The 25,079-nt window shown below is 70.1% G+C and carries 21 protein-coding genes; 20 read left to right on the top strand and 1 reads right to left on the bottom strand.

Annotated features, from left to right (window positions below):
- Positions 1-92 precede the first annotated feature (92 nt).
- Genes rho through prmC form a run of 3 tightly spaced genes read left to right on the top strand, consistent with a single transcriptional unit; the run spans position 93 to position 4,362 of the window.
- Positions 93-2,375: a transcription termination factor Rho gene (gene rho / locus KZI27_RS12285; protein ID WP_222657845.1), complete on the top strand. Its 2,283-nt coding sequence runs from the start codon at positions 93-95 to the stop codon at positions 2,373-2,375.
- Between the two features lie 3 nt (positions 2,376-2,378).
- Positions 2,379-3,461, top strand: coding sequence for a peptide chain release factor 1 (prfA, locus tag KZI27_RS12280; RefSeq protein WP_222657844.1), 1,083 nt, complete (start codon positions 2,379-2,381; stop codon positions 3,459-3,461).
- Positions 3,462-3,489: 28 nt separating this feature from the next.
- On the top strand, positions 3,490-4,362 hold the full coding sequence (gene prmC, locus KZI27_RS12275; protein WP_261783886.1) for a peptide chain release factor N(5)-glutamine methyltransferase: 873 nt from the start codon (positions 3,490-3,492) through the stop codon (positions 4,360-4,362).
- A gap of 36 nt (positions 4,363-4,398) precedes the next feature.
- Here the strand turns inward: prmC and KZI27_RS12270 are convergent, their stop codons facing one another.
- Positions 4,399-5,049: an HAD family hydrolase gene (locus KZI27_RS12270; protein WP_222657843.1), complete on the bottom strand. Its 651-nt coding sequence runs from the start codon at positions 5,047-5,049 to the stop codon at positions 4,399-4,401.
- 37 nt (positions 5,050-5,086) lie between these two features.
- Between KZI27_RS12270 and KZI27_RS12265 the strand changes: the two genes are divergently transcribed.
- The 17 genes from KZI27_RS12265 (at position 5,087) to KZI27_RS12185 (ending at position 25,015) form a co-directional block, all read left to right on the top strand.
- Entirely contained in the window at positions 5,087-5,761 is a 675-nt protein-coding gene (locus KZI27_RS12265) for an L-threonylcarbamoyladenylate synthase (protein WP_222657842.1), read from the top strand.
- Positions 5,758-6,984 (top strand): MraY family glycosyltransferase, encoded by a 1,227-nt coding sequence (locus tag KZI27_RS12260; protein WP_123312394.1) that lies wholly within the window; start codon positions 5,758-5,760, stop codon positions 6,982-6,984. The genes KZI27_RS12265 and KZI27_RS12260 overlap by 4 nt, the downstream gene beginning before the upstream one ends.
- Positions 6,981-7,472, top strand: a complete 492-nt coding sequence (locus tag KZI27_RS12255; protein ID WP_222657841.1) for a hypothetical protein — start codon at positions 6,981-6,983, stop codon at positions 7,470-7,472. The genes KZI27_RS12260 and KZI27_RS12255 overlap by 4 nt, the downstream gene beginning before the upstream one ends.
- 107 nt (positions 7,473-7,579) lie before the next feature.
- A complete protein-coding gene (gene atpB, locus KZI27_RS12250) occupies positions 7,580-8,440 on the top strand; it encodes a F0F1 ATP synthase subunit A (RefSeq protein WP_333925860.1) in 861 nt (286 codons plus the stop codon).
- Positions 8,441-8,501: 61 nt separating this feature from the next.
- On the top strand, positions 8,502-8,738 hold the full coding sequence (gene atpE, locus KZI27_RS12245) for an ATP synthase F0 subunit C (RefSeq protein WP_027465781.1): 237 nt from the start codon (positions 8,502-8,504) through the stop codon (positions 8,736-8,738).
- 9 nt (positions 8,739-8,747) lie between these two features.
- On the top strand, positions 8,748-9,302 hold the full coding sequence (locus KZI27_RS12240; RefSeq protein ID WP_222657840.1) for a F0F1 ATP synthase subunit B: 555 nt from the start codon (positions 8,748-8,750) through the stop codon (positions 9,300-9,302).
- Between the two features lie 2 nt (positions 9,303-9,304).
- Complete coding sequence (locus tag KZI27_RS12235) at positions 9,305-10,099, top strand: F0F1 ATP synthase subunit delta (RefSeq protein WP_222657839.1); 795 nt, start codon at positions 9,305-9,307, stop codon at positions 10,097-10,099.
- Positions 10,100-10,206: 107 nt separating this feature from the next.
- Positions 10,207-11,835 (top strand): F0F1 ATP synthase subunit alpha, encoded by a 1,629-nt coding sequence (atpA, locus tag KZI27_RS12230; RefSeq protein ID WP_123312397.1) that lies wholly within the window; start codon positions 10,207-10,209, stop codon positions 11,833-11,835.
- Complete coding sequence (locus KZI27_RS12225; protein WP_123312398.1) at positions 11,836-12,738, top strand: F0F1 ATP synthase subunit gamma; 903 nt, start codon at positions 11,836-11,838, stop codon at positions 12,736-12,738. It abuts the gene before it with no gap.
- Positions 12,739-12,785: 47 nt separating this feature from the next.
- Positions 12,786-14,240, top strand: a complete 1,455-nt coding sequence (atpD, locus tag KZI27_RS12220) for a F0F1 ATP synthase subunit beta (RefSeq protein ID WP_065959250.1) — start codon at positions 12,786-12,788, stop codon at positions 14,238-14,240.
- Position 14,241: 1 nt separating this feature from the next.
- Entirely contained in the window at positions 14,242-14,505 is a 264-nt protein-coding gene (locus KZI27_RS12215) for a F0F1 ATP synthase subunit epsilon (protein ID WP_027465776.1), read from the top strand.
- Positions 14,502-15,272: a YaaA family protein gene (locus tag KZI27_RS12210; RefSeq protein ID WP_315971215.1), complete on the top strand. Its 771-nt coding sequence runs from the start codon at positions 14,502-14,504 to the stop codon at positions 15,270-15,272. The genes KZI27_RS12215 and KZI27_RS12210 overlap by 4 nt, the downstream gene beginning before the upstream one ends.
- A gap of 104 nt (positions 15,273-15,376) precedes the next feature.
- Entirely contained in the window at positions 15,377-15,970 is a 594-nt protein-coding gene (locus KZI27_RS12205; RefSeq protein ID WP_222657838.1) for a hypothetical protein, read from the top strand.
- Positions 15,971-16,067: 97 nt separating this feature from the next.
- Positions 16,068-16,760, top strand: a complete 693-nt coding sequence (locus KZI27_RS12200) for an FHA domain-containing protein (protein ID WP_222657837.1) — start codon at positions 16,068-16,070, stop codon at positions 16,758-16,760.
- A gap of 3 nt (positions 16,761-16,763) precedes the next feature.
- Positions 16,764-17,585, top strand: coding sequence for a PP2C family protein-serine/threonine phosphatase (locus KZI27_RS12195; RefSeq protein WP_222657836.1), 822 nt, complete (start codon positions 16,764-16,766; stop codon positions 17,583-17,585).
- 138 nt (positions 17,586-17,723) lie between these two features.
- Positions 17,724-19,136, top strand: a complete 1,413-nt coding sequence (locus tag KZI27_RS12190) for a serine/threonine-protein kinase (RefSeq protein ID WP_222657835.1) — start codon at positions 17,724-17,726, stop codon at positions 19,134-19,136.
- Complete coding sequence (locus KZI27_RS12185) at positions 19,133-25,015, top strand: Ig-like domain-containing protein (protein ID WP_222657834.1); 5,883 nt, start codon at positions 19,133-19,135, stop codon at positions 25,013-25,015. Before KZI27_RS12190 ends, KZI27_RS12185 begins: the two co-directional genes overlap by 4 nt.
- Positions 25,016-25,079: the final 64 nt, after the last annotated feature.

Raw genomic sequence — 25,079 nt, 5'->3', positions numbered from 1 at the left:
GGTCCGTCGTCTGAACGGCGGTCGATGCATACCCGTGCATCCGGGACGGTGGAAACTCTCCGCGTTCTGCGGTTCGAAAGGAAACACCGACCTTGACCGACAACAACTCCGCCCAGGTGGAGATCCCCAGCGACCTGCGCGCCCTCCGACTGCCGGAACTCCAGCGCATCGCCTCCTCGCTCGGCATCACCGGGCTCTCGAAGCTCCGCAAGGGCGACCTCATCGCCTCGATCGAGGACAAGCGCCCCGTGACGGACGACGCCCCCGCCGCGGCAGCCCCCGCCGCGGCAGCGCCCGCCGCGCCCCCCGTCACGGCCCCGGTGACCGAGCAGCCGACGCTGCCGGAGCCCGCAGCCGAGGCGCCGACTGCTCCGGTCGCCGACCCCGAGGCCCCCGCCGTCGAGTCCGAGCCGGCCGCGCCGTCGCGTGCCCGCCGTTCGCGTCGTGCGTCGTCCGGTGGCACCGTGAACGCCGGCCCGACCTCGGCCGCCGAGCACACCAACGCCGGCCACACCGGTACCGAGGACCTGCTCGCGGGCCTCGACCAGGTGCGTGCCGAGAAGGACGCCCAGGAAGCCGCCCAGACGCAGACCGGTGGCCAGCGTCGCGGCCGTGGCCAGCGCGGTTCCGACCAGCAGGCTCAGCAGCCGAACGAGTCGGCCGACCAGCAGACGCCGACCTCGGCACCTGCGCAGGACGACCAGCAGGCGCGGAACGACCAGCAGAGCACCGAGGGTGCGTCGCAGGACCAGTCCGGTGCCGCCGAGTCCGGCGAGCAGAACGACCAGAACGACCAGCAGGGCGAGGGCGGTTCGCGTCGCGGCCGTCGCAGCCGTGGTCGCGGTCGTGGTCGTGGGCAGAACGCCGAGAACGGCGAGCAGAACGGTGACCAGCCGCAGCAGGACGGTCAGCAGCACCAGCAGGGCGGCCAGCAGAAGCAGAACGGCGGCGACCAGCAGAAGCAGGGCGACGCCAAGCAGTCCGACGCCAAGCAGAACGACGCCAAGCAGCGCGACCAGAAGCAGGACGACCGCGCCGAGCAGAAGCAGCAGGCGGCCAACCAGCAGAAGCAGAACGGTCAGCAGAAGCAGGGCCAGCAGGCCCAGCAGAACGCCGACGACTCCGAGGGCGGCCGCAGCCGTCGCCAGCGGGACCGCAAGCGCGGCCGTGGCGGCCAGAACGACGACTTCGAGCCCGAGGTCACCGAGGACGACGTCCTGATCCCGATCGCGGGCATCCTCGACGTCCTCGACAACTACGCGTTCGTCCGCACCACGGGCTACCTGCCCGGACCGAACGACGTCTACGTCTCGCTCGGCCAGGTGAAGAAGTACCACCTGCGCAAGGGCGACGCCGTCGTCGGCTCGATCAAGCAGCCCCGTGACAACGAGCAGCAGAGCCGTCAGAAGTACAACGCGCTCGTGACCGTCGACTCGGTCAACGGCCAGACCGCCGAAGAGGCAGCGGCCCGCGTCGACTTCTCCGACCTCACCCCGCTGTACCCGAACGAGCGCCTGCGCCTCGAGACGGAGCCCGGCAAGCTGAGCACCCGCATCATCGACCTCGTGTCGCCGATCGGCAAGGGCCAGCGCGGTCTGATCGTCTCGCCGCCCAAGGCCGGCAAGACCGTCGTGCTGCAGGCCATCGCCAACGCGGTCGCGAAGAACAACCCCGAGGCGCACCTCATGGTCGTCCTGGTCGACGAGCGGCCCGAAGAGGTCACCGACATGCAGCGCACGGTGAAGGGCGAGGTCATCGCCTCGACCTTCGACCGTCCGGCCGAGGACCACACCACGGTCGCCGAGCTCGCCATCGAGCGCGCGAAGCGCCTGGTGGAGCTCGGACACGACGTCGTGCTCCTGCTCGACTCGATCACCCGTCTGGGCCGTGCGTACAACCTGTCGACCCCGGCGTCGGGCCGCGTGCTCTCCGGCGGCGTCGACTCGGCGGCGCTCTACCCGCCGAAGCGCTTCTTCGGTGCGGCGCGCAACATCGAGGACGGCGGCTCGCTGACCATCCTCGCCACCGCGCTCGTCGAGACCGGTTCCAAGATGGACGAGGTCATCTTCGAGGAGTTCAAGGGCACCGGCAACATGGAGCTCCGCCTCAACCGTCACCTGGCGGACAAGCGGATCTTCCCGGCCGTCGACGTCAACGCCTCCGGCACCCGTCGCGAGGAGCAGCTGCTCTCCGCCGACGAGGTCAAGATCACCTGGCGTCTGCGTCGGGCACTCGCCGGGCTCGACCCGCAGCAGGCCCTCGAGATCGTGCTGCGGAACCTCAAGGAGACGCAGTCGAACGTCGAGTTCCTGGTGCAGGTGCAGAAGTCGGTCCCGACGACCGGCGGCGCCCACCACAACGGTCACCAGGAGTAACGCGTGTTCGAGTCGGTGGCAGGGCTGCTGGCGGAACACGAGGACCTGACGCAGCAGCTGTCGGACCCCGCGCTCCACGCCGATGCGGCCCGGGCGAAGAAGGTGAACCGGCGCTACGCCGAGCTCAACCAGATCAAGTCCGCGTACGAGTCCTGGCAGGCGGCGGGGGACGACCTCGCCGCCGCCCAGGAACTCGCGCGTGAGGACGCGGCGTTCGCGGACGAGGTCCCCGGGCTCGAGGAGCAGTTGGCGGAGCGTCAGGAGCGTCTCCGCCGGCTGCTCATCCCGCGCGACCCCGACGACGGACGCGACGTGATCATGGAGATCAAAGGCGGCGAGGGCGGCGAGGAGTCGGCGCTGTTCGCGGCCGACCTCCTGCGCATGTACTCGCACTACGCCGAGACCAAGGGCTGGAAGGTCGAGCTCCTCGAGCGCACCGAGTCCGACCTGGGCGGCTACAAGGACGTCCAGGTCGCGATCAAGTCGAACACCACTGACCCGTCGCAGGGCGTCTGGGCGCACCTGAAGTACGAGGGCGGCGTGCACCGTGTGCAGCGCGTGCCGCAGACCGAGTCGCAGGGGCGCATCCACACCTCGACGACCGGCGTGCTGGTGTTCCCCGAGGTCGACGAGCCGGAGGAGGTCGCGATCAACCAGAACGACCTGAAGATCGACGTCTACCGGTCGTCCGGTCCCGGCGGCCAGTCCGTCAACACGACGGACTCCGCGGTCCGCATCACCCACCTGCCCACGGGCATCACGGTGGCGATGCAGAACGAGAAGTCGCAGCTGCAGAACCGTGAGGCCGGCATGCGCGTGCTCCGCGCACGCATCCTCGCGCGGCAGCAGGAGGAGCTCGACGCGATCGCCTCGGACGCGCGCAAGTCGCAGATCCGCGGGATGGACCGTTCGGAGCGCATCCGGACGTACAACTTCCCGGAGAACCGGATCGCGGACCACCGCACCGGCTACAAGGCGTACGACCTCGACCGCGTCATGAACGGTGCGCTCGAGCCCGTCGTCCAGTCCGCCATCCAGGCGGACGAAGAGGCACGTCTGGCCGCCATCGGCGACCAGGACGCGTAACCGCTCACCCCGCCTGGAGGCCCGGCTCGTGTCCGACACGCCCGTCACGTTCGCCGCGGATCGCCTGCTCGAGCAGGCGGCCGCGGCGCTCGTCGCGTCCGGCGTCCCGACACCCCAGGTCGACGCGGAGCTGCTGCTCGCGTGGGCGACCGACACCTCGCGCGGCGCCGTGCAGGCCCGGGCGATGACCGGTGGCGCCATCGCGGCGGAGCACGTCGAGCGCTTCCGGCACGCGATCGCGCGTCGGAGCACCCGCGAACCCCTGCAGCACATCACCGGGCAGGCGTACTTCCGCGCGCTGACCCTGGCGGTCGGGCCAGGGGTCTTCGTGCCGCGGCCCGAGACCGAGGGCGTCGTGCAGTTCGGCATCGACGCGCTCCGGACGGTCGCGGTGCCGGCGCCGATCGCGGTCGACCTCGGTTCGGGCAGTGGTGCGATCGCCATCGCGATGGACACCGAGGTGCCGAACGCCGTGGTCTACGCGGTCGAGGCCTCGCCCGAGGCACTGCCTTGGACCCGTCGGAACGTCGATGCCCACGGCGGCACGGTGCGACTCGTCGAGGGTGACCTGGCCGACGCGCTGCCCGAACTGGACGGCACGGTGTCCGTCGTGGTGTCGAACCCGCCGTACGTGCCGGACGACGCGGTCCCGATCGATCCCGAGGTGCGCGACCACGACCCCGCGATGGCGCTGTACGGCGGACCGGACGGCCTCGACGCGGTGCGTGCCCTGGCCGAGACGGCGTGGCGGCTGCTCGTGCCCGGCGGGGTGCTCGTCATCGAGCACGCCGAGCCGCAGGGCGCCGGCGTCCGCGACGTGCTCGCGCGCCGGGGGTTCCGGACCCCGGAGACGCACGTCGACCTGACGGGACGCGACCGCACGACCACCGCGACGCGGTAGCCGGACGCACCACGGGCCTCCCGGTCGGTGTGTCGGTCAGGCGACGGGGGAGGCCTCGCGCTGCTGCGCGACGAAGGCGCGGACGTGCTCGCGCAGGTCGGTGTCGCGCTCGACCAGGACGGCGTGGATGCCGACGCTCCGGGCGCCCGCGATGTTCTCCGGCATGTCGTCGGCGAAGAACGTGCGCTCGGCGGGCACGCCGTGGTGCTCGACCGCGCGGAGGAAGACCTCGGGCTCGGGCTTGCGGGCGCCGAAGTTGCTCGACGTGTCCAGGTGGTCGCCGAACAGCCCGGGCAGCGAGGGTGCCCACTGGTGGATCCACCGACCGGCGAGCGGCCCGTTGTTGGTGAGCAGGCCGACACGCCCGTGCTCGCTCGCGATGCGGACGGCCTCGATGCGTTCCGGCAGCTCGGTCATCGCGGATCCGCGGATGCGCGCCCACTCGGCCTCGGGGACGTCGCACTCCATGGCCTGCTCGAACGCGGCGAGGTACTCGTCACCGTCGGCGAAGCCACCGGCCTCGGCACGCATCTCGTGGCCGCAGTCCCACCAGCGCCGGCGGAGCTCCGCGAACTCGTGTCCGGTGAACTCGGAGAGTGCGGCCATCCGCACCTGCCAGTCGTACCGGACCAGGACGTCGTCCATGTCGAAGAGGAACAGGAGGTGGGGCGCAGGGGTCTCGTTCACGATGTCCTCCATTGTGTCGCACTATCATCGTCGAGTCATGGCATCCCGATACGACTGCACCGACTCCGACGGGCTCCTGACCGGGATGCGGCTCGCACGTGCCGCCCTCGGGCGCGGAGACCTCGTCGTCGTCCCCACCGACACCGTCTACGGCCTCGCCGCGGACGCCTTCAACGCGGCCGCCGTCCAGCGGCTGCTCGACGCGAAGGGCCGGACGCGGCAGTCGCCGCCGCCGGTGCTCATCCCCGGCCCGCCGACGCTCGACGCGCTCGCGAGCGACGTCCCGCAGCAGGTGCGCGACCTCGTCGCCGAGTTCTGGCCCGGCGGGCTGACCGTGATCCTGCGGGCACAGCCGTCGCTCGACTGGGACCTCGGCGAGACGCGGGGCACGGTCGCCCTGCGGATGCCGGACTCGCGGATCGCACTCGAGCTCCTGCAAGAGGTGGGTCCGCTCGCGGTCTCGTCCGCGAACTCGACCGGTGACCCGGCGGCGATGGACGTCGACGCCGCCGAGCGGATGCTCGGGGACAGCGTCGCCGTGTACCTGGACGGTGGCGCCATCGGCGCGCACGAGGGCTTCGAGGCCTCGACCGGGTCGACGATCGTCGACGCGACGGGGCTGTCGGACGGTGGGAAGCTCCGCATCGTCCGGCACGGGGTGATCTCCGACGACGAGATCACCCGGGTCGTCGGAGCCGACCTCGTCGGATGAAGTACTACCTGCTGGCGGGGGCGATCGCCGCGGTCGTGAGCTTCCTGGTCAGTGTGCTCGTCTGGAAGCTCGGGCTGAAGTACAAGTGGTACCCCCAGGTCCGCGAGCGGGACGTGCACCGCACGCCCACGCCGCGCCTCGGCGGGATCGCGATGTACATCGGCGTCATCGTGTCGCTGCTGGCGGCGTGGTTCCTGTTCCCCTCGATCGCGGGGACCGACTACTTCCGGCTGGTGTTCTCCGAGCCCGGGCGCGTGCTGGCGGTGCTCGGAGGAGCGACGATCATCGTGGTCCTCGGGGTCGCGGACGACATCTGGGACCTCGACTGGATGACGAAGCTCGCGGGGCAGATCATCGCCGCGGGCATCCTCGCCTGGCAGGGCGTGGCCATCGTGTCGCTGCCGATCGGGAACACCCTGGGGGTCGGCTCGTCGTACATGAGCCTGATCTTCACGGTGCTGGCGGTGGTGCTCGTGATGAACGCGGTGAACTTCATCGACGGACTCGACGGCTTGGTCGCGGGGGTCGCGATCATCGCCGGCGGGGTGTTCTTCCTCTACACGTTCTTCATCAACCGCGTGGTCGTGCAGACCGAGTTCTTCTTCAACCTGCCGTCCCTGCTGACGGCGGTGCTCGTCGGGTCCTGCTTCGGGTTCCTCATCCTCAACTGGCACCCCGCGAAGCTCTTCATGGGCGACGCGGGAGCCCTGCTCGTCGGCTTCCTGATGGCCACGAGCGCGGTGTCGGTCACGGGCAACATCGATCCGGCAGCGGTGCAGACACGCCAGGCACTGCTGCCGGCCTTCATCCCGATCCTGCTGCCCTTCGCGATCCTGATCGTGCCGATCCTCGACTTCGGCCTGGCGGTCACCAGGCGGCTCAGTGCCGGGAAGTCCCCGTTCTCGGCCGACCGCAAGCACCTGCACCACCGCCTGCTCGACATGGGGCACTCGCACTTCCACGCCGTGCTGATCTTCTACGCGTGGACCGCCACCGTCGCGGTCGGGTGCCTGCTGTTCCTGTTCGTCGACTGGTACTGGGTGGTCACCTTCGTCGCGGTCGGCTTCACCGTGTGCGCGGTCGCCACGTTCGCGCCGCTCGGCCGGAAGCGGACCGAGATCGCCGCCCAGACCGCCAACCGCTCCGCCGCCGTGGTGGACGCCAGCCTCGACCCGCTCGACCGGGCCGCCAACGACCGCACGATCCCAGGAGACATCACGTGACCGCACCGAACGCGCTCGACCACGTCCGGCCGGTGTTCCGCCGCATCATCACCTGGGGAGCGGTCCTCGCCGTCGCCCTGGCGATCGTCGGGGGAGTCGTGGGACTGCTCGTCGCCGACACTCCCGGGCTCGTCGGCGGCCTGCTCGGTGCCGTGCTCAGCGTCGTGTTCCTCGGGCTGACCGCCGTCAGTGTCCTCGTCGCGCTGCGCGTCTCCAAGGGACAGATGATCTCGGGTGCCTTCTTCGGCATCGTGATGGGCACCTGGCTGCTCAAGTTCATCGTCTTCATCGTGCTGCTCGTGGCGCTGAAGGACCGCACCTGGGTGGACTTCCCGGTGCTCGCGATCGTGATCATCGCGGGTGTCGTCGGGTCCCTGGTCATCGACGTCGTCGCGGTGGCGAAGGCCCGGATCCCGATCGGCGTGCAGCTGCCCGGCGACGGAGCCGGTGGCTCCGCGGACGCTGAGAACCCGACCCCCCGCAACTGAGAAGCCGGGAAGCCTCTCGCACCTGATAGGCTTCTCGGAGTCCGCCACCGGAGCCTTTCGCTCGGAGCGGGCAAGCCTCCACAACGTCCACCATCGCGTGCCATGATGTGCGCGCGCCGACACAGGAGACAGCGCTGCTATCCCACGCTCTTCCCCTGTCCCTCTCTGCTGCGGTTGACACCGTTGCGGCGGGGAGCAGCAAGGCCGCCGAGTTCCATGGTCCGTCGATCAACGAGTTCTTCCCGGATGCGATCTTCTTCGCCGGGACGCCGTTCGAGATCGATCGGGTCGTCCTCATCCGCTTCTTCGCCGTCGCCGTGCTCCTGGTGTTCGCCTTCGTTGGGACCCGCGCGCTGAAGCTCGTCCCGAACCGCGGTCAGGCGTTCATCGAGTACGCGTTCGACGTCGTTCGTCGCAACACCTTCGACAACCTCGGAGAGAAGGACGGCAAGCGATTCCTGCCGCTCCTGGCGACGATCTTCTTCGGCGTGCTGTTCATGAACCTGACCGGTCTGATCCCGGGCATGAACCTCGCCGGCACCAGTCGCATCGCGATGCCGATGATCCTCGCGATCGTTGCCTACGTCGCGTTCATCTACGCCGGCCTCCGCAAGCACCCGGGCACGTTCCTCCGGAACTCGCTCTTCCCGCCCGGGGTGCCGTGGTTCCTCTACATCATCGTGACGCCGATCGAGCTCGTCTCGACGTTCGTGCTCCGTCCGGTCACGCTGACGCTGCGACTCCTGATGAACATGGTCGTCGGGCACCTGCTGCTCGTCCTGTTCTTCTCGGCCACGCAGTTCTTCTTCTTCGACGCTTCGCTCGGCTTCAAGGCCTTCGGCGTCGGGACGCTCGCGTTCGGCATCGCGTTCAGCTTCTTCGAGATCCTCGTCGCGCTGCTGCAGGCCTACGTCTTCATGCTCCTCACCGCCGTCTACATCCAGCTGGCGCTGGCTGACGAGCACTGATTCCTCACTGACCCCCTACGGGACCGGCGACCGTCGGACCCGCACCTCGAAAGGAAAACACGTGGACGCAACGACCGTTCTCGCGGAGATCAACGGCAACATCGCGACGGTTGGCTACGGCCTCGCTGCGATCGGCCCGGCCATCGGTGTCGGCATCGTCGTCGGCAAGACGATCGAGTCCGTCGCCCGCCAGCCCGAGCTCCAGGGCCGCCTGACGACCCTCATGTACATCGGTATCGCCTTCACCGAGGCCCTGGCCTTCATCGGCATCGCCACGTACTTCATCTTCACCAACTAAGGTTCCTCGATGCACAACGCACTCATCATCGCGGCGGAGGAGACGCACAACCCCCTCATTCCGCCGGTGTACGACATCGTGTGGTCGTTGGTTGCCTTCGTCATCATCTTCTTGGTGATGTGGCGTGTCGTCACGCCGCGCATCACGAAGATGCTCGATGAGCGCACCGAGGCCATCGAGGGTGGCATCAAGAAGGCAGAGGCTGCTCAGGAGCAGGCCGCTGCTGCGCTCGACGAGTACAACAAGCAGCTCGCCGACGCCCGCTCCGAGGCGTCCCGCATCCGCGAGCAGGCCCGCGCCGACGCCACGGCGATCGGCAACGAGGTCCGCGAGCAGGCAGCGGCCGATGCAGCACGCATCACGGCCAACGCCCAGGCGCAGATCGAAGCCGAGCGCCAGAGCGCCGTCCAGTCCCTCCGGTCCGAGGTGGGCACCCTTGCCCTCGACCTCGCGTCCGGCGTGATCGGCGAATCGCTCAAGGACGACGCCAAGTCGTCGGCAGTCGTCGACCGGTTCCTCGCCGACCTCGAGGCCTCGCAGGCCACGAAGACGGGGGAGCACTGAGCATGCGCAGCGCTACCAGAGAAGCACTCGCGTCCACCAGGGCGGTGCTCTCGGACCTCGGTTCGAGCGCCGACCTGGCCGCGGGTGCCGAGATCCTCGCCTCCGGGCGTGCGATCGCCGGTGCGCCGCAGCTGCTCGGGCTGCTGTCCGACCCGACGGCTGACCCGGCCGGCAAGAAGGTCCTCATCGACCGCGTCTTCGCCGGCCAGTCGAACGCGACTCGTGCGGTCCTGACCGCGGTGGCCGGCTCGCGCTGGTCCTCGCAGCAGGACCTGCTCGCGGGCATCGAGGACGCGGGCATCCGCGCCGTCGCCGCCACCGCGGGTCCGGGCTCGCCGATCGAGTCCGAGTTGTTCGCCTTCGAGACCGCCGTCCGTTCGGACGCCGGCCTCGAGCTGGCACTCGGCACGAAGCTCGGTAGCCCGGCGCAGAAGGGCGCGCTCGTCGAGCGGCTCCTCGGCCCGAAGGCGTCGCAGCAGACCGTGACCATCGTCTCCGCGCTCGTGCAGCAGCCTCGCGGCCGCCGCATCGGTGAACTCGTCCGCGATGCCTCGCGCATCGTGGCCGAGCAGGACGGCAAGCTCGTCGCGACCGTGGTCACCGCCACGGCACTCACGACCGCCCAGTCGGCACGCGTTGCACGCGGTCTGGCCGAGCGCTACGGCAAGGACATCAGCATCAACCAGGTCGTCGACCCCACGGTCGTCGGCGGGGTCCGGGTGCAGATCGGCGGCGACGTCATCGACGGCACCGTGTCCACGCGGCTCTCGGAGCTCCGGCTCCAGCTCGCCGGCTAGGCGTACGGTCGAAGCCGCTCCTCCCAAGTCCACAACGGGAACTGCCGAGTCTGGCAGCGTCACCCTCTCGGAGCCGAAGGGCCCCGGAAAACCACAAGGAAAATCCCATGGCAGACATCACCATCAGCCCCGATGAGATCCGTGATGCCCTGAAGGACTTCGTCTCGAACTACGAGCCGACGAAGGCCTCCACGGCCGAGGTCGGGCACGTCACCGACGCCGGTGACGGCATCGCGCACGTCGAGGGCCTCCCCGGCGTCATGGCCAACGAGCTGATCCGCTTCGCGGACGGCACGCTCGGCCTCGCGCAGAACCTCGACGAAGACGAGATCGGCGCGATCGTGCTCGGCGAGTTCGCCGGCATCGAAGAAGGCATGGAAGTCACGCGTACCGGTGAGGTCCTCTCGGCCCCCGTCGGTGACGGCTTCCTCGGCCGCGTCGTCGACCCCCTCGGCGCCCCGATCGACGGCCTCGGCGAGATCGCAGCCGAAGGGCGTCGTGCCCTCGAGCTCCAGGCTCCCGGCGTCATGTCCCGCAAGTCGGTGCACGAGCCGCTGCAGACCGGCATCAAGGCCATCGACGCGATGATCCCCGTCGGCCGTGGTCAGCGTCAGCTGATCATCGGCGACCGCCAGACCGGCAAGACGGCCATCGCGATCGACACGATCATCAACCAGAAGGCCAACTGGGAGTCCGGCGACGAGGACAAGCAGGTCCGCTGCATCTACGTCGCCATCGGTCAGAAGGGCTCCACGATCGCCTCCGTCAAGGGCGCGCTCGAGGACGCCGGTGCGATGGAGTACACCACCATCGTCGCCGCTCCCGCGTCCGACCCGGCCGGCTTCAAGTACCTCGCCCCGTACACCGGTTCGGCCATCGGCCAGCACTGGATGTACTCCGGCAAGCACGTCCTCATCATCTTCGACGACCTGTCGAAGCAGGCCGAGGCCTACCGTGCCGTGTCGCTCCTCCTGCGTCGTCCGCCGGGGCGCGAGGCGTACCCGGGTGACGTCTTCTACCTGCACTCCCGTCTGCTGGAGCGTTGTGCGAAGCTGTCCGACGAGCTCGGCGCCGGTTCGATGACGGGTCTCCCGATCATCGAGACGAAGGCGAACGACGTCTCGGCGTACATCCCGACCAACGTCATCTCGATCACCGACGGCCAGATCTTCCTGCAGTCGGACCTCTTCAACGCGAACCAGCGTCCGGCCGTCGACGTGGGCATCTCGGTGTCCCGCGTCGGTGGTGACGCCCAGGTGAAGTCGATCAAGAAGGTCTCCGGCACGCTGAAGCTCGAGCTGGCGCAGTACCGCTCCCTCGAGGCGTTCGCGATGTTCGCGTCCGACCTCGACCAGGCGTCGCGTCGTCAGCTGGATCGTGGTGCCCGCCTGACCGAGCTCCTCAAGCAGCCGCAGTACTCGCCGTACCCGGTCGAGGAGCAGGTCGTGTCCATCTGGGCCGGCACCAACGGCAAGCTCGACACCGTTCCGGTGCCGGACGTGCTGCGCTTCGAGTCCGAACTGCTCGACCACCTGCGTCGCAACTCCGAGGTCCTCACGACCCTGCGCGAGACGAACCAGCTCAGCGACGAGACCGTCGCCGAGATGTCGAAGCAGATCGACGAGTTCTCGAAGAGCTTCCAGACGAGCGACGGCAAGACCCTCGGCTCCGAGCAGTTCGACGCGGCAGACGCCGAGGACGTCGACCAGGAGCAGATCGTCAAGGGTCGTCGCTAGATGGCAGCGCAGGTCCGGGTCTACCGACAGCGAATCAAGTCCGCGAAGACCACGAAGAAGGTCACTCGCGCGATGGAACTGATCTCGGCGTCGCGGATCCAGAAGGCGCAGGCCCGTATGGCTGCGTCCGGCCCGTACTCGCGAGCCGTGACGCGTGCGGTGTCGGCCGTGGCGACGTTCTCGAACGTCGACCACGTGCTGACCACCGAGCCGGAGTCCTCGACCCGTGCGGCCGTGGTGCTCTTCACCTCGGACCGCGGCCTGAACGGTGCGTTCAGCACGAACGTCCTCAAGCAGGGCGAGGAGCTCGCCTCCCTGCTCCGCAGCGAGGGCAAGGACGTCGTCTACTACCTGGTCGGTCGCAAGTCCGTCGGGTACTTCGCGTTCCGTGAGCGCGCGTCGGAGCAGCAGTGGGTCGGCAACACCGACCAGCCGGAGTTCTCGACCGCCAAGGAGATCGGCGACGCCGTCGTGGCGAAGTTCCTCCAGGACACCGCAGAGGGCGGCGTGGACGAGATCCACATCGTGTTCAACCGGTTCCTCAGCCTGGCGACGCAGGAGCCGCAGGTCGTTCGCCTGCTGCCCCTCGAGGTCGTCGAAGGGGTCGAGGAGCCCGAGGGCAACGAGCCCCTGCCGCTCTACGAGTTCGAGCCGGACGCCGATGCGGTGCTCGACTCGCTGCTCCCGGTCTACATCGAGAGCCGCATCTTCAACGCCATGCTGCAGTCGGCTGCTTCCGAGCACGCCGCCCGTCAGAAGGCGATGAAGGCGGCCAGCGACAACGCGGACTCGCTGATCCGTGACTTCACCCGACTCGCGAACAACGCGCGTCAGGCGGAGATCACCCAGCAGATCTCCGAGATCGTCGGCGGCGCCGACGCCCTCTCGTCGAAGAAGAAGTAGTCCGCGTCGTTCGCGGACAGATACCCACCCTCAGGAAGGCACCAGCCATGACCGACACCGCAACCACCGCGGTCGAGACGTCGTCGGCGCCCGGTGTCGGCCGGATCGCCCGTGTCACGGGTCCCGTCGTCGACATCGAGTTCCCCCACGACGCAATCCCGGAGATGTACAACCTCCTGTTCACGACCATCACCATCGGTGACTCGTCGCAGGAGATCGGCCTCGAGGTCGCCCAGCACCTGGGCGACGACCTGGTCCGTGCCATCTCCCTGAAGCCGACCGACGGCCTGGTCCGTGGCCAGGAGGTCCGTGACTCGGGCGCTCCGATCTCGGTCCCCGTCGGCGACGTCACCAAGGGCAAGGTGTTCGACGTCCTCGGGAACGTGCTCAACACGGACGAGAAGCTCGAGATCACCGAGCGCTGGCCGATCCACCGCAAGGCCCCGGCCTTCGACCAGCTCGAGTCGAAGACCTCGATGTTCGAGACCGGCATCAAGTCCATCGACCTCCTCACCCCGTACGTGCAGGGTGGCAAGATCGGCCTCTTCGGTGGTGCGGGCGTCGGCAAGACCGTCCTCATCCAGGAGATGATCCAGCGCGTCGCGCAGGACCACGGCGGTGTGTCGGTGTTCGCCGGTGTCGGTGAGCGCACCCGTGAGGGCAACGACCTCATCGGTGAGATGGAAGAGGCGGGGGTCTTCGACAAGACGGCCCTCGTGTTCGGCCAGATGGACGAGCCGCCGGGAACGCGTCTCCGCGTGGCCCTGTCGGCGCTGACGATGGCGGAGTACTTCCGCGATGTCCAGAAGCAGGACGTGCTCCTCTTCATCGACAACATCTTCCGCTTCACGCAGGCCGGCTCCGAGGTCTCGACGCTGCTCGGTCGCATGCCGTCCGCCGTGGGCTACCAGCCCAACCTCGCCGACGAGATGGGTGTGCTCCAGGAGCGCATCACCTCGACGCGTGGTCACTCGATCACCTCGCTGCAGGCGATCTACGTGCCGGCTGACGACTACACCGACCCGGCTCCGGCCACCACGTTCGCGCACCTCGACGCGACCACCGAGCTCTCGCGTGAGATCGCGTCGCAGGGTCTGTACCCCGCGATCGACCCGCTGACCTCGACGTCGCGGATCATGGACCCGCGGTACCTGGGCGCCGACCACTACGAGACGGCCACGCGCGTCAAGCAGATCCTCCAGAAGAACAAGGAACTGCAGGAGATCATCGCCATCCTCGGTGTCGACGAGCTCTCCGAAGAGGACAAGATCACCGTCGAGCGCGCTCGTCGTATCCAGCAGTTCCTCTCGCAGAACACGTACATGGCGAAGAAGTTCACGGGCGTCGAGGGCTCCACGGTGCCGCTCAAGGACACCATCGAGTCCTTCCGCGCCATCGCCGACGGCGAGTTCGACCACGTTGCGACGCAGGCGTTCTTCAACGTCGGTGGCATCAACGACGTGGAAGAGAAGTGGGCACAGATCCAGAAGGAGAACCGCTGACATGGCGGGTCTCAGCGTGAGCGTCGTCTCGGCCGACCGTGAGGTCTGGTCGGGCGACACCACCATGGTCGTCGCACGCACGACAGAGGGCCAGATCGGCATCCTCGCGGGACACGAGCCGATGCTCGCGATCCTCGCGCAGGGTCAGGTCCGCATCACGCGGGCCGACGGGTCGACCGTCGCGGTCGACGCCGAAGACGGCTTCCTGTCGGTGGAGCACGACACGGTGACGATCGTCGCGCGGCAGGCCGCGCTGGCGTCCTGACCGGACTGACCGTCCTCCTCCCGCCTTCGGAGACGAAGCGGGAGGGTGGGGACACGAGCCGCACGCTCGATCTGCGTGCACTCTCGTTCCCGGAACTGGCCGATGAGCGGGCCGCGGTGATCACCGCGGCCCGCTCTGTCAGTTCCGAGGAGTCCTCGGCCAGGACGGCTCTCAAGCTCGGACCGAAGTCGATCGCCGAACGGTTCCGGAACCTCGAGCTCGACACGTCGGGCACGATGCCCGCGATCGAGCGCTACACGGGGGTGCTCTACGACCCGCTCGGTGCGCAGACGGCCGACGACTCGACGCGGTCGTGGTGGTTCGACCACGTGGTCGTGCAGTCGGCGATGTTCGGTCCGATCGGCGCGGGCGACCCGATCCCGGCGTACCGGCTGTCGCACGACTCCCGGCTCGGGAACCTCCGGCTCGCGTCACACTGGCCGGCGGTCTCGTCCCGGGTCCTGGACGAGCGGGCAGACGGCCTGGTCCTCGACCTCCGGTCGGAGGGCTACCGCCAGCTCGGTCCCGTCCCGGGCTCCGTCGCCCCGCGCATCGTGAGCGTCGACGGCTCCGGTCGACGGCGAGCGTTGAACCACTGGAACAAGACCGCGAAGGGGCGGTTGGTCGCGCTGCTCGCGCGCACCGGAGCGGTCGTCGCGACGATGGATGAGCTGGTCGGATGGGCCGCCGCCAACGGCGTCATCGTCGAGCGCAGCGACTCAGGGTGGGACCTGGTCGCCGGGAGCCTCGAACCCGTCACTGTCTGACCATCGCCCCGGTCCGTCCTCCACAGGTCGGGCCGGGGCGGTGCTGTCCACAGGTGGTCGGCTCGCGCCTGCCGGGAGGCCCGGATCACGCTTCGATGGCGTGCATGATCCCCTCGACGGCACGTTCCCCCGACCAGACCGCAGTCCGTTTCCCTCGCGAGATCGCGGCGGCGGTCACACTGCCCGCGGCCGCAGCATCGCTGGTCGCGCCCGGCGCGGGACCCTGCACCAGGACCGGGGCGATCGCGATCGTCACGGCGTGTGGTGCCCTCGCGACACGTCTGGCCCTCGTGCCGTTCCTGGTGGCACGCGATCTGCCGGATCCACGGTCGGTCCGCGGGTTCGACCCGTCCGACGGCCCCGTGCCGCCAGCGCTGCTGGGCCTCGGGCCCGGACCGGACCGCGACCGTGTGCGGACGGCTGGCGACCGGTGTGCCGAGGCGTGGCGGGTCTGGCGCGCCGAGGACCGGCTGGGGGACAGCGCGGCCGGAGCTGCCGGTGCGCTCGCGCTCGGCGCCTGGTGCGCGTGGGCGCTCGGGTCGTCGGCCCGAGCGGAGACCCGGGCGCGTTACGCCCTCGAGACCTGCGCAGACGACCCGCTCGCCGGTCTGGTCCTGCGCTCCGTGCTGGCCGGTAGTTCCCCGACGTGGAGTGACGGCCCCGTGACCGGCGCCGATCGTGACCGGCGCCGATCGTGACCGGCCCCGGCCCCGGTCACCCGCCCGTCGGACGACACGGTGTGACGGGTCGACCGGATCGTCTACGGTGGGTGGGACCACATCCGAAGGGCTCCGGTTGCGCGACGACGACATCGAGGACACCGTCATCCGTCGACCCCACGGCACGGGCGGCGACCGTGTCGACGATCTGTTCGGCGACACCGTCATCCGACCGCGCTCGGAGCCGTCGGCGCCCGACGGCGAACCGGCCGTCGACGGAGCCGACCCGGAGGACACGATCGTCCGCGCCCCTGGCCGGAGCACCGCCGGACCGAGCGTGCCCGTCGGAGCCGTGCCGGGCCTCCCGTCCGTCCCTGCCGCGCCCGCGGCGCGTGTGCCGTCCGTCCGCATCGGCGACCGCACCTTCCGACTGGACCACCCGGTGATCATCGGCCGGCGCCCGTCGCTGCCGCGGATCACCAGCGGCCCCGAACCGGAACTCGTGACGGTGCGGTCCGTCAACGGCCAGGTGTCGTCGTCGCACGTCCGCATCCACGCCGAGGGCGAAGCCGTGGTCGTGCAGGACCTGCGGTCCACGAACGGCACCGTCGTCCGACCGGCCGGCGCGCCGGTGTACCGCATGGCATCGGGTGCGTCGATCGTCGCACTGACGGGTACGGTAGTCGAGGTCGGTGACGGCAACGCCATCGAGGTCCTGTCGCCGTACCTCCGGGTCGCACCGACGGCGGACGGGTCCCCACCGGTTCCCCCGTGGCCCACCGACCAGACAGCACCCGGCACGCCCCGACCCCCCAGAGAGCGATCCTGAAACGTGACCGAACTCGGCCGAGCAGCGACTGCGCACGCCATCGACGTCCCCGGTGCCGACGGTGCCACCCTGACGCTCTCGTGGGGAGCCGCGACCGACGTCGGTCGTCGGCGTGACCACAACGAGGACAGCTACATCGTCGGGGCGCCCTTCTTCGTCGTCGCCGACGGCATGGGCGGTCACCTCGCCGGTGACCGCGCGAGCGACGCCGTCGTGCGTCGGCTCGAGCAGGTGACGCAGGAGCCCTTCACCTCGCGGCAGGGCATCCAGCGGGCGCTGCTGCTCGCGACCGCCGACATCGAACGCGCAGCCGGTGGCAACGCGATCGGCGCCGGGACGACCGTCACCGGCATCGCATTGGTCGCGTCGCTCGGCCAGCCGGCCGCACTCGTCTTCAACGTCGGCGACTCCCGGACCTACCGCATCGAGGACGGCGTCCTGCGACGCGTCACCGTGGACCACTCCGTGGTGCAGGAGATGGTGGACGCCGGCCTGCTGCGCGCCGAGGACGCCGAGCAGCACCCGGACAGCAACGTCATCACCCGCGCGGTCGGGTTCGGCGAGCCACCGGCACCGGACTGGTGGACGCTGCCGCTCCGCGCGGGTGACCGCTACATCGTCTGCTCCGACGGACTGACGAAGGAACTCGGCGACGCCGGCATCGCACGCATCGCCGCGCGGGAAGCCGGCGCGCAGGAACTCGCCGAACGCCTGGTCGGCGACGCGGTCGTCGCCGGCGGTCGGGACAACGTCACCGTCGTCGTGCTCCAGGTCGATGCCGCGCCCGACGACGGCGACCTCGAGGACACGCTCCCGCGGCACTGACCGCTGTCAGGACCCCCCGAACTGGGGGAGTGCACCCGTCCACAGGCGGTCGGTGCGCGGATGGACGGTCACCGGCGCTTCGTACAATGACTGTGCCACGACGAGAGAGTTGGCCGCTCGGCCGGGGAGGAGACGACGATGGCTCGACGCCTGCCGTCCAACCCGCCGGTGATCGGCGGGTTCAGCCCCGTGCACGTCCTCGGCTCCGGTGGCTTCGCCGACGTCTTCCTGTACGAGCAGGACATGCCGCGCCGTCAGGTCGCGGTGAAGGTCCTGCTCGACGAGGTCGTCGACGACCGCGTCCGGCAGATGTTCCAGGCCGAGGCCAACCTGATGGCCCGGCTCAGCACCCACCCGTCGATCCTGACCGTGTTCCAGGCGAGCGTCGCGGCGGACGGCCGTCCGTACCTGGTGATGGAACTCTGCTCCTCGTCGCTCAGCGAGCGCTACCGGCGTGAGCCGATCCCGGTGTCCGAAGTGCTCTCGATCGGTGTCCGGATCGGGTCCGCCCTCGAGACCGCGCACCGCGAAGGCGTGCTCCACCGCGACATCAAACCGTCGAACATCCTGCTCACGGCGTACGGCAACCCCGTCCTTTCAGACTTCGGGATCGCGGCCACCATCGGCGGGACCGACCCGGACGAGCCCGTCGGCATGTCGATCCCGTGGTCGGCGCCCGAGGTGCTGATCGACGAGTCCCGCGGCACGATCCAGTCCGAGGTCTACTCCCTCGCCGCCACCGTGTACTCGCTGCTCGCCGGCCGCAGCCCCTTCGAGGTCCGCGGCGGCAAGAACGGTGCGAGCGACCTGATGGCCCGGATCGACAAGGGCGGTGTCAAGCCGACCGGTCGCACGGACGTACCGCCGTCGCTCGAACGACTGCTCGCCACGGCACTGTCCCGCAAGGTGCCGTCGCGGCCGACGACCGTGCTCGAACTGGTGCGCGGGTTCCAGCAGGTCGAGGCCGAGCTCGGGATCCCGCAGACCGCCGCCGACGTCGCGGTCGAGGCCTGGGCCATCGCGACCCCGGCGCCGGAGGGCGACCGGACCATGATCCGCGAGCTCCAGCCGCCGTCACGGGTCGGTGCCCGGCGCCGAACGCGTCGTGCGGTCCAGGGCGGGGTGGTCGCCGGCGGCTCGCAGAGCGTCGGGACGGTCCACCGCACCGGGTCGGTCACGCGTGCGCGTCGCCGCACCCGTTCGACGCTCGTCTGGGCGACGTCCCTGACCGTCGTCGTGGTCGCGGCCCTGGCCATCGCCACCGTGGTCGTCGTCGGGCGGCTCGGTGCCGGGGCCATCCCCGTGGTGGCCGACGTCCGCGCGCAGACCTCGGCGGAGTCGGTGTCCTTCTCGTGGGCGGACCCCGGGCTGCGGAGCGGCGACACGTACGTCATCTCGTCGAACGGGTCGTCCAGCCAGCAGACCGGCACGACGTTCGTCGTCTCCGGCCAACGCGGTGACGAGGAGTGCATCGCGGTCGCGGTGAACCGTGACGGCAAGACCGGCGCCGCGAGCGCGCAGAAGTGCGCGACCGTCGGGAGCGCCGGGTGATCCGCGCGCTCGTCGCGAAGCACCGTTCCGCCGCCGTCACCACCGGGGTCTCCGTCCTGGTCGCCGCGGTCGTCGCGACCACGGCGATCGTCTCGACCGGGTACCACACGCAGCGCGTCGACCTCGGGGACGGCACCGTCTGGGTGCCCTCTGCGGAGTACGGAGCGGTCGGCCGGGCCAACACCGGGGTCCTCCAGCTGAACACCGCCGTCGAGACCGCGAGCGACGACCTGTCCGTGCTGCAGCGCGGGTCCATGGTCTACAGCGTCGACCAGACCAAGGGGACCGTCGCGAAGGTCGACGTCGCCGACGCCACCGTCGGCGATGCCGTGACGCTGCCCGCCGGGACACCCCAGGTCTTCTTCGCGGGCGACACGGCGGTGATCGGCAACCAGGACACCGGCGAGCTCTGGGCGACGCCCGCGGCGGACCTGACCGAGTTCGACGCCTCGACCAAGGCCGACCTGACGCTCGGGGCGGACACCGTGTTCGACGCCTCGGACGGACACGTCGCCGTGTACTCGGCGAAGACCGGCACGGCGTCGCTCGTCGACGTCGGGTCGACGCTGTCCGTCGACCAGCGGTGGAAGGTCGACATGGACCGCACCGACGACTTCCAGGTGGCGACCTTCGACGGGCACCTGGCCGTGCTCGACCGCACCAGCGGTGCCCTGTCGATCGACGGCCGCACGGTCGAGCTCGGCGACCGGGTGGGGGCGTCGCCCGCGCTCCAGCGATCGTCCGACACCTCGTCCGACGTCACCGTCGCCGGGACCGCCGGGCTCGTGCGCGTGAGCGCCTCGGGTTCCGTCGACGCCACGGCCCTCCAGGTGTCCGGCCGTGCGGCGCGACCGTACGTCGACGGGAGCTGCACCTACGCGGCGTGGGCCGGCGGTCAGGCGATCGACACCTGCGACGGCAACGCGCTCCAGCGGCTCGCGAGCACCGGCGGGACCAGCACGCTGCAGATCCTGCACAACGGGCAGACGATCGTCGCGAACGACCCCGCGAGCGGCCGGTCCTGGGCGATCGACCGCAGCGGCCAGCTCATCGACAACTGGGCCGACCTCATCGAGCAGGACGACGAGCAGCAGCAGGAGCAGGTCTCCGACGACGACCCCGAGGTCGACAAGGACCAGAAGCCGCCGGTGGCGGTCGACGACGACCTGGGCGCTCGTCCGGGACGCACCACGAGCCTCCCGGTCCTGCTGAACGACTACGACCCGAACGGCGACCCGATCATCGTGAGCGAGGTCGGGTCCTTCCCGGAGTCCGCGGGCCGCGTGGCGATCGTCGGGGACGGCCAACGGCTGCAGGTCACGCTGTCGTCGCGGGCGAGCGGCACGGTGACCTTCCCGTACACGATCACCGACGGCAACGGCGGATCGGACACCGCGACCGTCCGGGTGAGCGTCCGGCCGGAATCGCAGAACGAAGCCCCGCGGCAGGTGCGCGACACCTCGGCGGACGTGGTGCAGAACGGACACGTCGTCAGCAGCGTGCTCGGCGACTGGGTCGACCCCGACGGCGACCCGGTGTACCTGAAGTCCGCGACCGCCTCCGACGGCGACCGGGTGTCCACCACACCGGACGGCCTGCTGGACTTCCGGGCGGACAGCGGCCGGACCGGCGACCGCGCCGTGCAGCTCGTCGTGAGCGACGGACGTGCCGACGGCCGCGGCTCGGTGACCGTCCACGTCGCGAAGCAGGGCAGCGTGCCGCTGCGTGCCGACCCGTTCCCGGTGCAGGGCTACGCCGGCAAGGCCTTCACCGTGGAACCGCTCGACCACGTCCGCGGCGGCAACGGCACCGTGACCCTGACGAGCGTGTCGTCGGCGTCGGGTCTGACGGTCACCCCGAGCTACGACGCGGGCACCTTCCGGGTGCAGGGCGCGAGCGCCGGCGACCACCAGCTCGAGTACACCGTGACCGACGGCGTGAAGACGTCGAGCGGCATCGTCCGCGTCACGGTGCTCGCGCCCCCGGACGCCTCGACCGCCCCCATCACGACCCCGAAGACGGTCTTCGTCAACACGCTGTCGACCAAGGACACCGACGTCACCGCGACCGACATCGACCCCGCGGGCGGCGTGCTGCTCGTCACCGCCCTCGACGGGCCCGCCCGGGGGAGCGGCGTGCAGGCGAGCATCCTCGACCAGCACACCGTGCGCGTCACGCTGACCGCACCGCTCGACGGGCCGGTGTCGTTCGGCTACACCGAGACGAACGGCCTGGCGTCGTCCACCGGCACGATCACCGTCGTCGAGATCCCCAAGCCCGACCGGATCCAGCCGCCCGTGGCCCAGCCCGACAGCGCCACCGTGCGGGTCGGTGACGTCGCGAACATCGACGTGCTGGACAACGACACCCAGCCCGAGGGCGAACCCCTGACCCTCGAGCCCGAACTCGTGCAGAACGTGCCCGGCGACGGTGGTCTGCTGTTCGCCTCGGGCGACCACCTGCGCTACCTCGCGCCGAAGACCCCCGGCAACTACACGGCCGTCTACCGCGTCGCGGGTCCGGACGGCCAGTACGCCGACGCGGCCGTCTCGATCTCGGTGCGCGAACGGGACGCAGCGACGAACAACCCGCCGGTGCCGCAGACCGTCACCGCCCGGGTCGTGGCCGGCTCGTCGGTCCGGATCACGGTGCCGCTGAACGGGATCGACCCGGACGGCGACTCCGTGCAGCTCGTCGGCGTCGGATCCAACCCCGACAAGGGCTCGGTCACCGACGTGGCCTCCGACGCACTGACCTACGAGGCGGGCGACTACTCGGCCGGCACCGACGAGTTCACCTACACGGTGGTCGACGCCCTCGGCGCACGCGCCACCGGCACCGTTCGCGTGGGCATCGCGCCACGGGCCGAGCAGGCGTCGAACCCCGTCGCCGAGGCCGACCACGTGACGATCCGACCCGGCGGCTCGGTGACCGTGCGGGTGCTGCAGAACGACTCCGACCCCGAGGGCGGCCAGCTCACCGTGTCGGCGGCCGAGCCCACCGCCGACGACGTGTCGGCGAAGATCCTGCGGAAGCAGCAGATCCGGGTGACACCCCCGAAGGCCGCGAGGTCGGGCGACTACGCCGTGCTCTACACGGTGGCGAACGCCAGCGGGGGGTCGAGCACCGCGTTCCTCACCGTCACCGTCGACCCGGACGCGCAGCCCCTCCGTCCCGAGGTGGACGACACCACCCTGGACCTGCAGGACATCCTGCGGCGTGAGAGCGTGACCGTCGACGTGCTCGACAACGTCTTCTTCGCCGAGGGCACCGCCGCCGATCTGCAGGTCGGGGTCGTCGACGGCTACGGCGACACCGCACGGCTCACGGACGACGGGCGGATCACGGTCCGCCTCACCGACGAGTCCCAGGTGATCCCGTTCTCGGTCGCACGGGTCGACCACCCCGACATCGTGTCGTACGGCTTCATCAACGTGCCCGGGTTCGACGACGCCCTGCCGCAGATCAACCGCTCGGCCGGCGCCGTCACCGTGAAGAGCGAAGCCACCGTCCGGATCCCGCTCGAGGACTACGTCGTCACCGCGAACGGCGAGACGGCGACGATCACGGACCGCGGCACGGTGAAGGCGACGCACGCGAACGGCCAGAGCCTGGTCGTGGACTCGTCGACGCTGCAGTTCACGTCGTCGAAGCTCTACTACGGCAACGCGTCCATCTCGTTCGAGGTCACGGACGGGTCCGCCGCCAACGGCGGGAAGGGCCGCGTGGCGACCCTCGTGCTGCCGGTCACCGTGACGCCTCGGTCGAACCAGCCGCCGGCGTTCACCGGCTCGGCGGTCGAGATGCAGCCGGGCGAGACCCGCACCGTCGACCTGACGAAGCTCACCGACTACCCGTACCCGAAGGACCTGCCGGAGCTGCGCTACTCCGTCGTCGGTCGTCCCACGGCCGGCACCACCGCGACGATCTCCAAGCAGCAGCTGACCATCACGGTCGCCGACACCGCGAAGAAGAACACCACGGCGTCGATCGGCATCGGCGTGCAGGACGACGCGAACGCGGGTCGCGCCGGCACCGTCACCGTCGGGGTGGTGGCCTCGACCAGGCCGCTCGTGCAACCCGGCGCCGACCGCTCGATCACCAAGCGCGGCGCGACGACCACCATCGACGTCCTGACCAACGACCAGCCGACGAACCCGTTCCCCGGGCAGCGGCTGCGCGTCGTGAACATCCGCGGTCTGTCCGGCGGGCTGCCGAGCGGCGTCTCCGTCACGCCGAGCGCCGACCGCACCCGCCTGCAGGTCCGCGTGTCCGACAGCGCCAAGCCCGTCGACGCCCACGTGCAGTACCAGGTCGCCGACGCGACGAACGACCCGGACCGCTACGTGTGGGGCGACGTGACGATCTCGGTGCAGGACGTCCCCGACGCTCCTGGGACACCGACCCGTACCGGGTCCTACGACGGCGGGCAGGCCACGTTGACCTGGTCCACCCCGCAGGGCAACAACTCGCCGATCACCGGGTACCGCGTCACCGGCACCGACGGCGTGTCGAAGAACTGCGGTACCGCGACGGTCTGCACCCTGACCGGGCTCGACCCGAAGGCGTCCTACCGGTTCCAGGTCATCGCCACGAACGCCATCGGCGACTCGAAGCCGTCGGGCCGCTCCGCCCCGATCAGCGCGGACTTCGTGCCGGCACCGCCGAAGGGCATCACCGTCACGCCGAGCAAGTCGACGCCGAACCAGCTCGACGTCAAGTGGAACGCCGTGGCTGCTCCGAACCGGGGGAGCGCGGTCGACGACTACATCGTGACCATCGAGGGGCCGGGTCTGTCCGGCACCCGGCACACCGGCACGGCGACGAGCACCTCGTTCACCGGAGCCCAGAGCGCCGCACAGTACAAGGTGTCGATCTCGGCCCGGAACGACGCCGACCGCAACGGCACGGTCGTGCAGTGGAACTCGGGGTCGGCCACGGGGACGGCCGTCGGCACGCCCGCGGTCCCGACCCTGAACGCGACACGGGACCAGTCCCCGGGGAAGACGACGGTCGCGCTGAGCGCGTCCGAGAGCGACTGGGCCGGCAGCGGTCGGACGCTCACGATCGTCCGCTACCCGCCCGGCGTCGACATCCCCGGCGGCTGCACGACGACGGACTCCGACAAGAAGTGGGTCGGCAGCACTGCGACGGACACGTTGAGCTCGAACGGGAACTTCCAGTACGTCGCACTGGCCGACAACGGCCTGTTCTGCACCCCGAGCCGTGCCGCGTCCGTGCAGGGGTACGCGGCACCGGGAACTGCGTCGGCGGACATCGCGGTCGAGAAGTTCAGCGACGATGCGGGCACGTACGCCATCCGCATCCGCAACCCGCGAGCGCAGCCCAGCGCCAACGGATCCGTGGATCACTACGCGTACGCGGTGAACGGCGGCGGGCTCGTGTCGTTCGGCGCGAACGGTTCGTGGGTCGACGGTGTCGCCTTCGGTTCCGCGGTGAGCGTCACCGTCGTGGCGTGTGCGGACAGTACGTCGAACTTCTGCGGCGACGGCACCACCGTCAACGGGCTCCGTCCGGTCCAGACGCGGGCAACGCTGCCGGACTCGATGACCGCCAGCACCCAGGTGACGGTGAACGCCGAACCGCAGAACGCCGGTCTCCAGCCGACCGGCTACCGCGTGGTCTTCTGCGGGTCGCGGTACTCCGCGCTCTGTGGTCAGGGAACGGTCTACGCGCCCGATGCCCTGCCGACCGTCGAGGACTCGCTCGTGGCGCGGTACGTGTACGTCGCCGCCATCGTCGACGGGCACGAGGACCCGAACCCGCCGAGCGCGACCATCGCAGCGGCGCCGGCACCCGACCCCGAGCCGGCGCAGCCCGTTCCGGGTGAGCCCGATCCGGAACCCGCGCCCGGCTGACCCGGTTCCGCGGCCCGCTGACCGTACGCTGCACACACCGCCATCCCCGAGAACGAGGAACGAC

The organism is Curtobacterium sp. TC1 (assembly GCF_019844075.1).
Lineage (GTDB): Bacteria > Actinomycetota > Actinomycetes > Actinomycetales > Microbacteriaceae > Curtobacterium.
The sequence above is the reverse complement of the archived record's forward strand: the minus strand, read 5'-3'. Positions and strand labels throughout refer to the sequence as shown.

Bases quoted from the DNA above. Each gene is read 5' to 3' on its own strand.
- atpA (WP_123312397.1), top strand. From the start codon at position 10,207: ATGGCAGACATCACCATCAGCCCCGATGAGATCCGTGATGCCCTGAAG.
- atpD (WP_065959250.1), top strand. From the start codon at position 12,786: ATGACCGACACCGCAACCACCGCGGTCGAGACGTCGTCGGCGCCCGGT.
- KZI27_RS12265 (WP_222657842.1), top strand. From the start codon at position 5,087: ATGGCATCCCGATACGACTGCACCGACTCCGACGGGCTCCTGACCGGG.
- KZI27_RS12205 (WP_222657838.1), top strand. From the start codon at position 15,377: ATGATCCCCTCGACGGCACGTTCCCCCGACCAGACCGCAGTCCGTTTC.
- KZI27_RS12190 (WP_222657835.1), top strand. From the start codon at position 17,724: ATGGCTCGACGCCTGCCGTCCAACCCGCCGGTGATCGGCGGGTTCAGC.
- KZI27_RS12260 (WP_123312394.1), top strand. From the start codon at position 5,758: ATGAAGTACTACCTGCTGGCGGGGGCGATCGCCGCGGTCGTGAGCTTC.
- KZI27_RS12240 (WP_222657840.1), top strand. From the start codon at position 8,748: ATGCACAACGCACTCATCATCGCGGCGGAGGAGACGCACAACCCCCTC.
- KZI27_RS12225 (WP_123312398.1), top strand. From the start codon at position 11,836: ATGGCAGCGCAGGTCCGGGTCTACCGACAGCGAATCAAGTCCGCGAAG.
- KZI27_RS12235 (WP_222657839.1), top strand. From the start codon at position 9,305: ATGCGCAGCGCTACCAGAGAAGCACTCGCGTCCACCAGGGCGGTGCTC.
- KZI27_RS12215 (WP_027465776.1), top strand. From the start codon at position 14,242: ATGGCGGGTCTCAGCGTGAGCGTCGTCTCGGCCGACCGTGAGGTCTGG.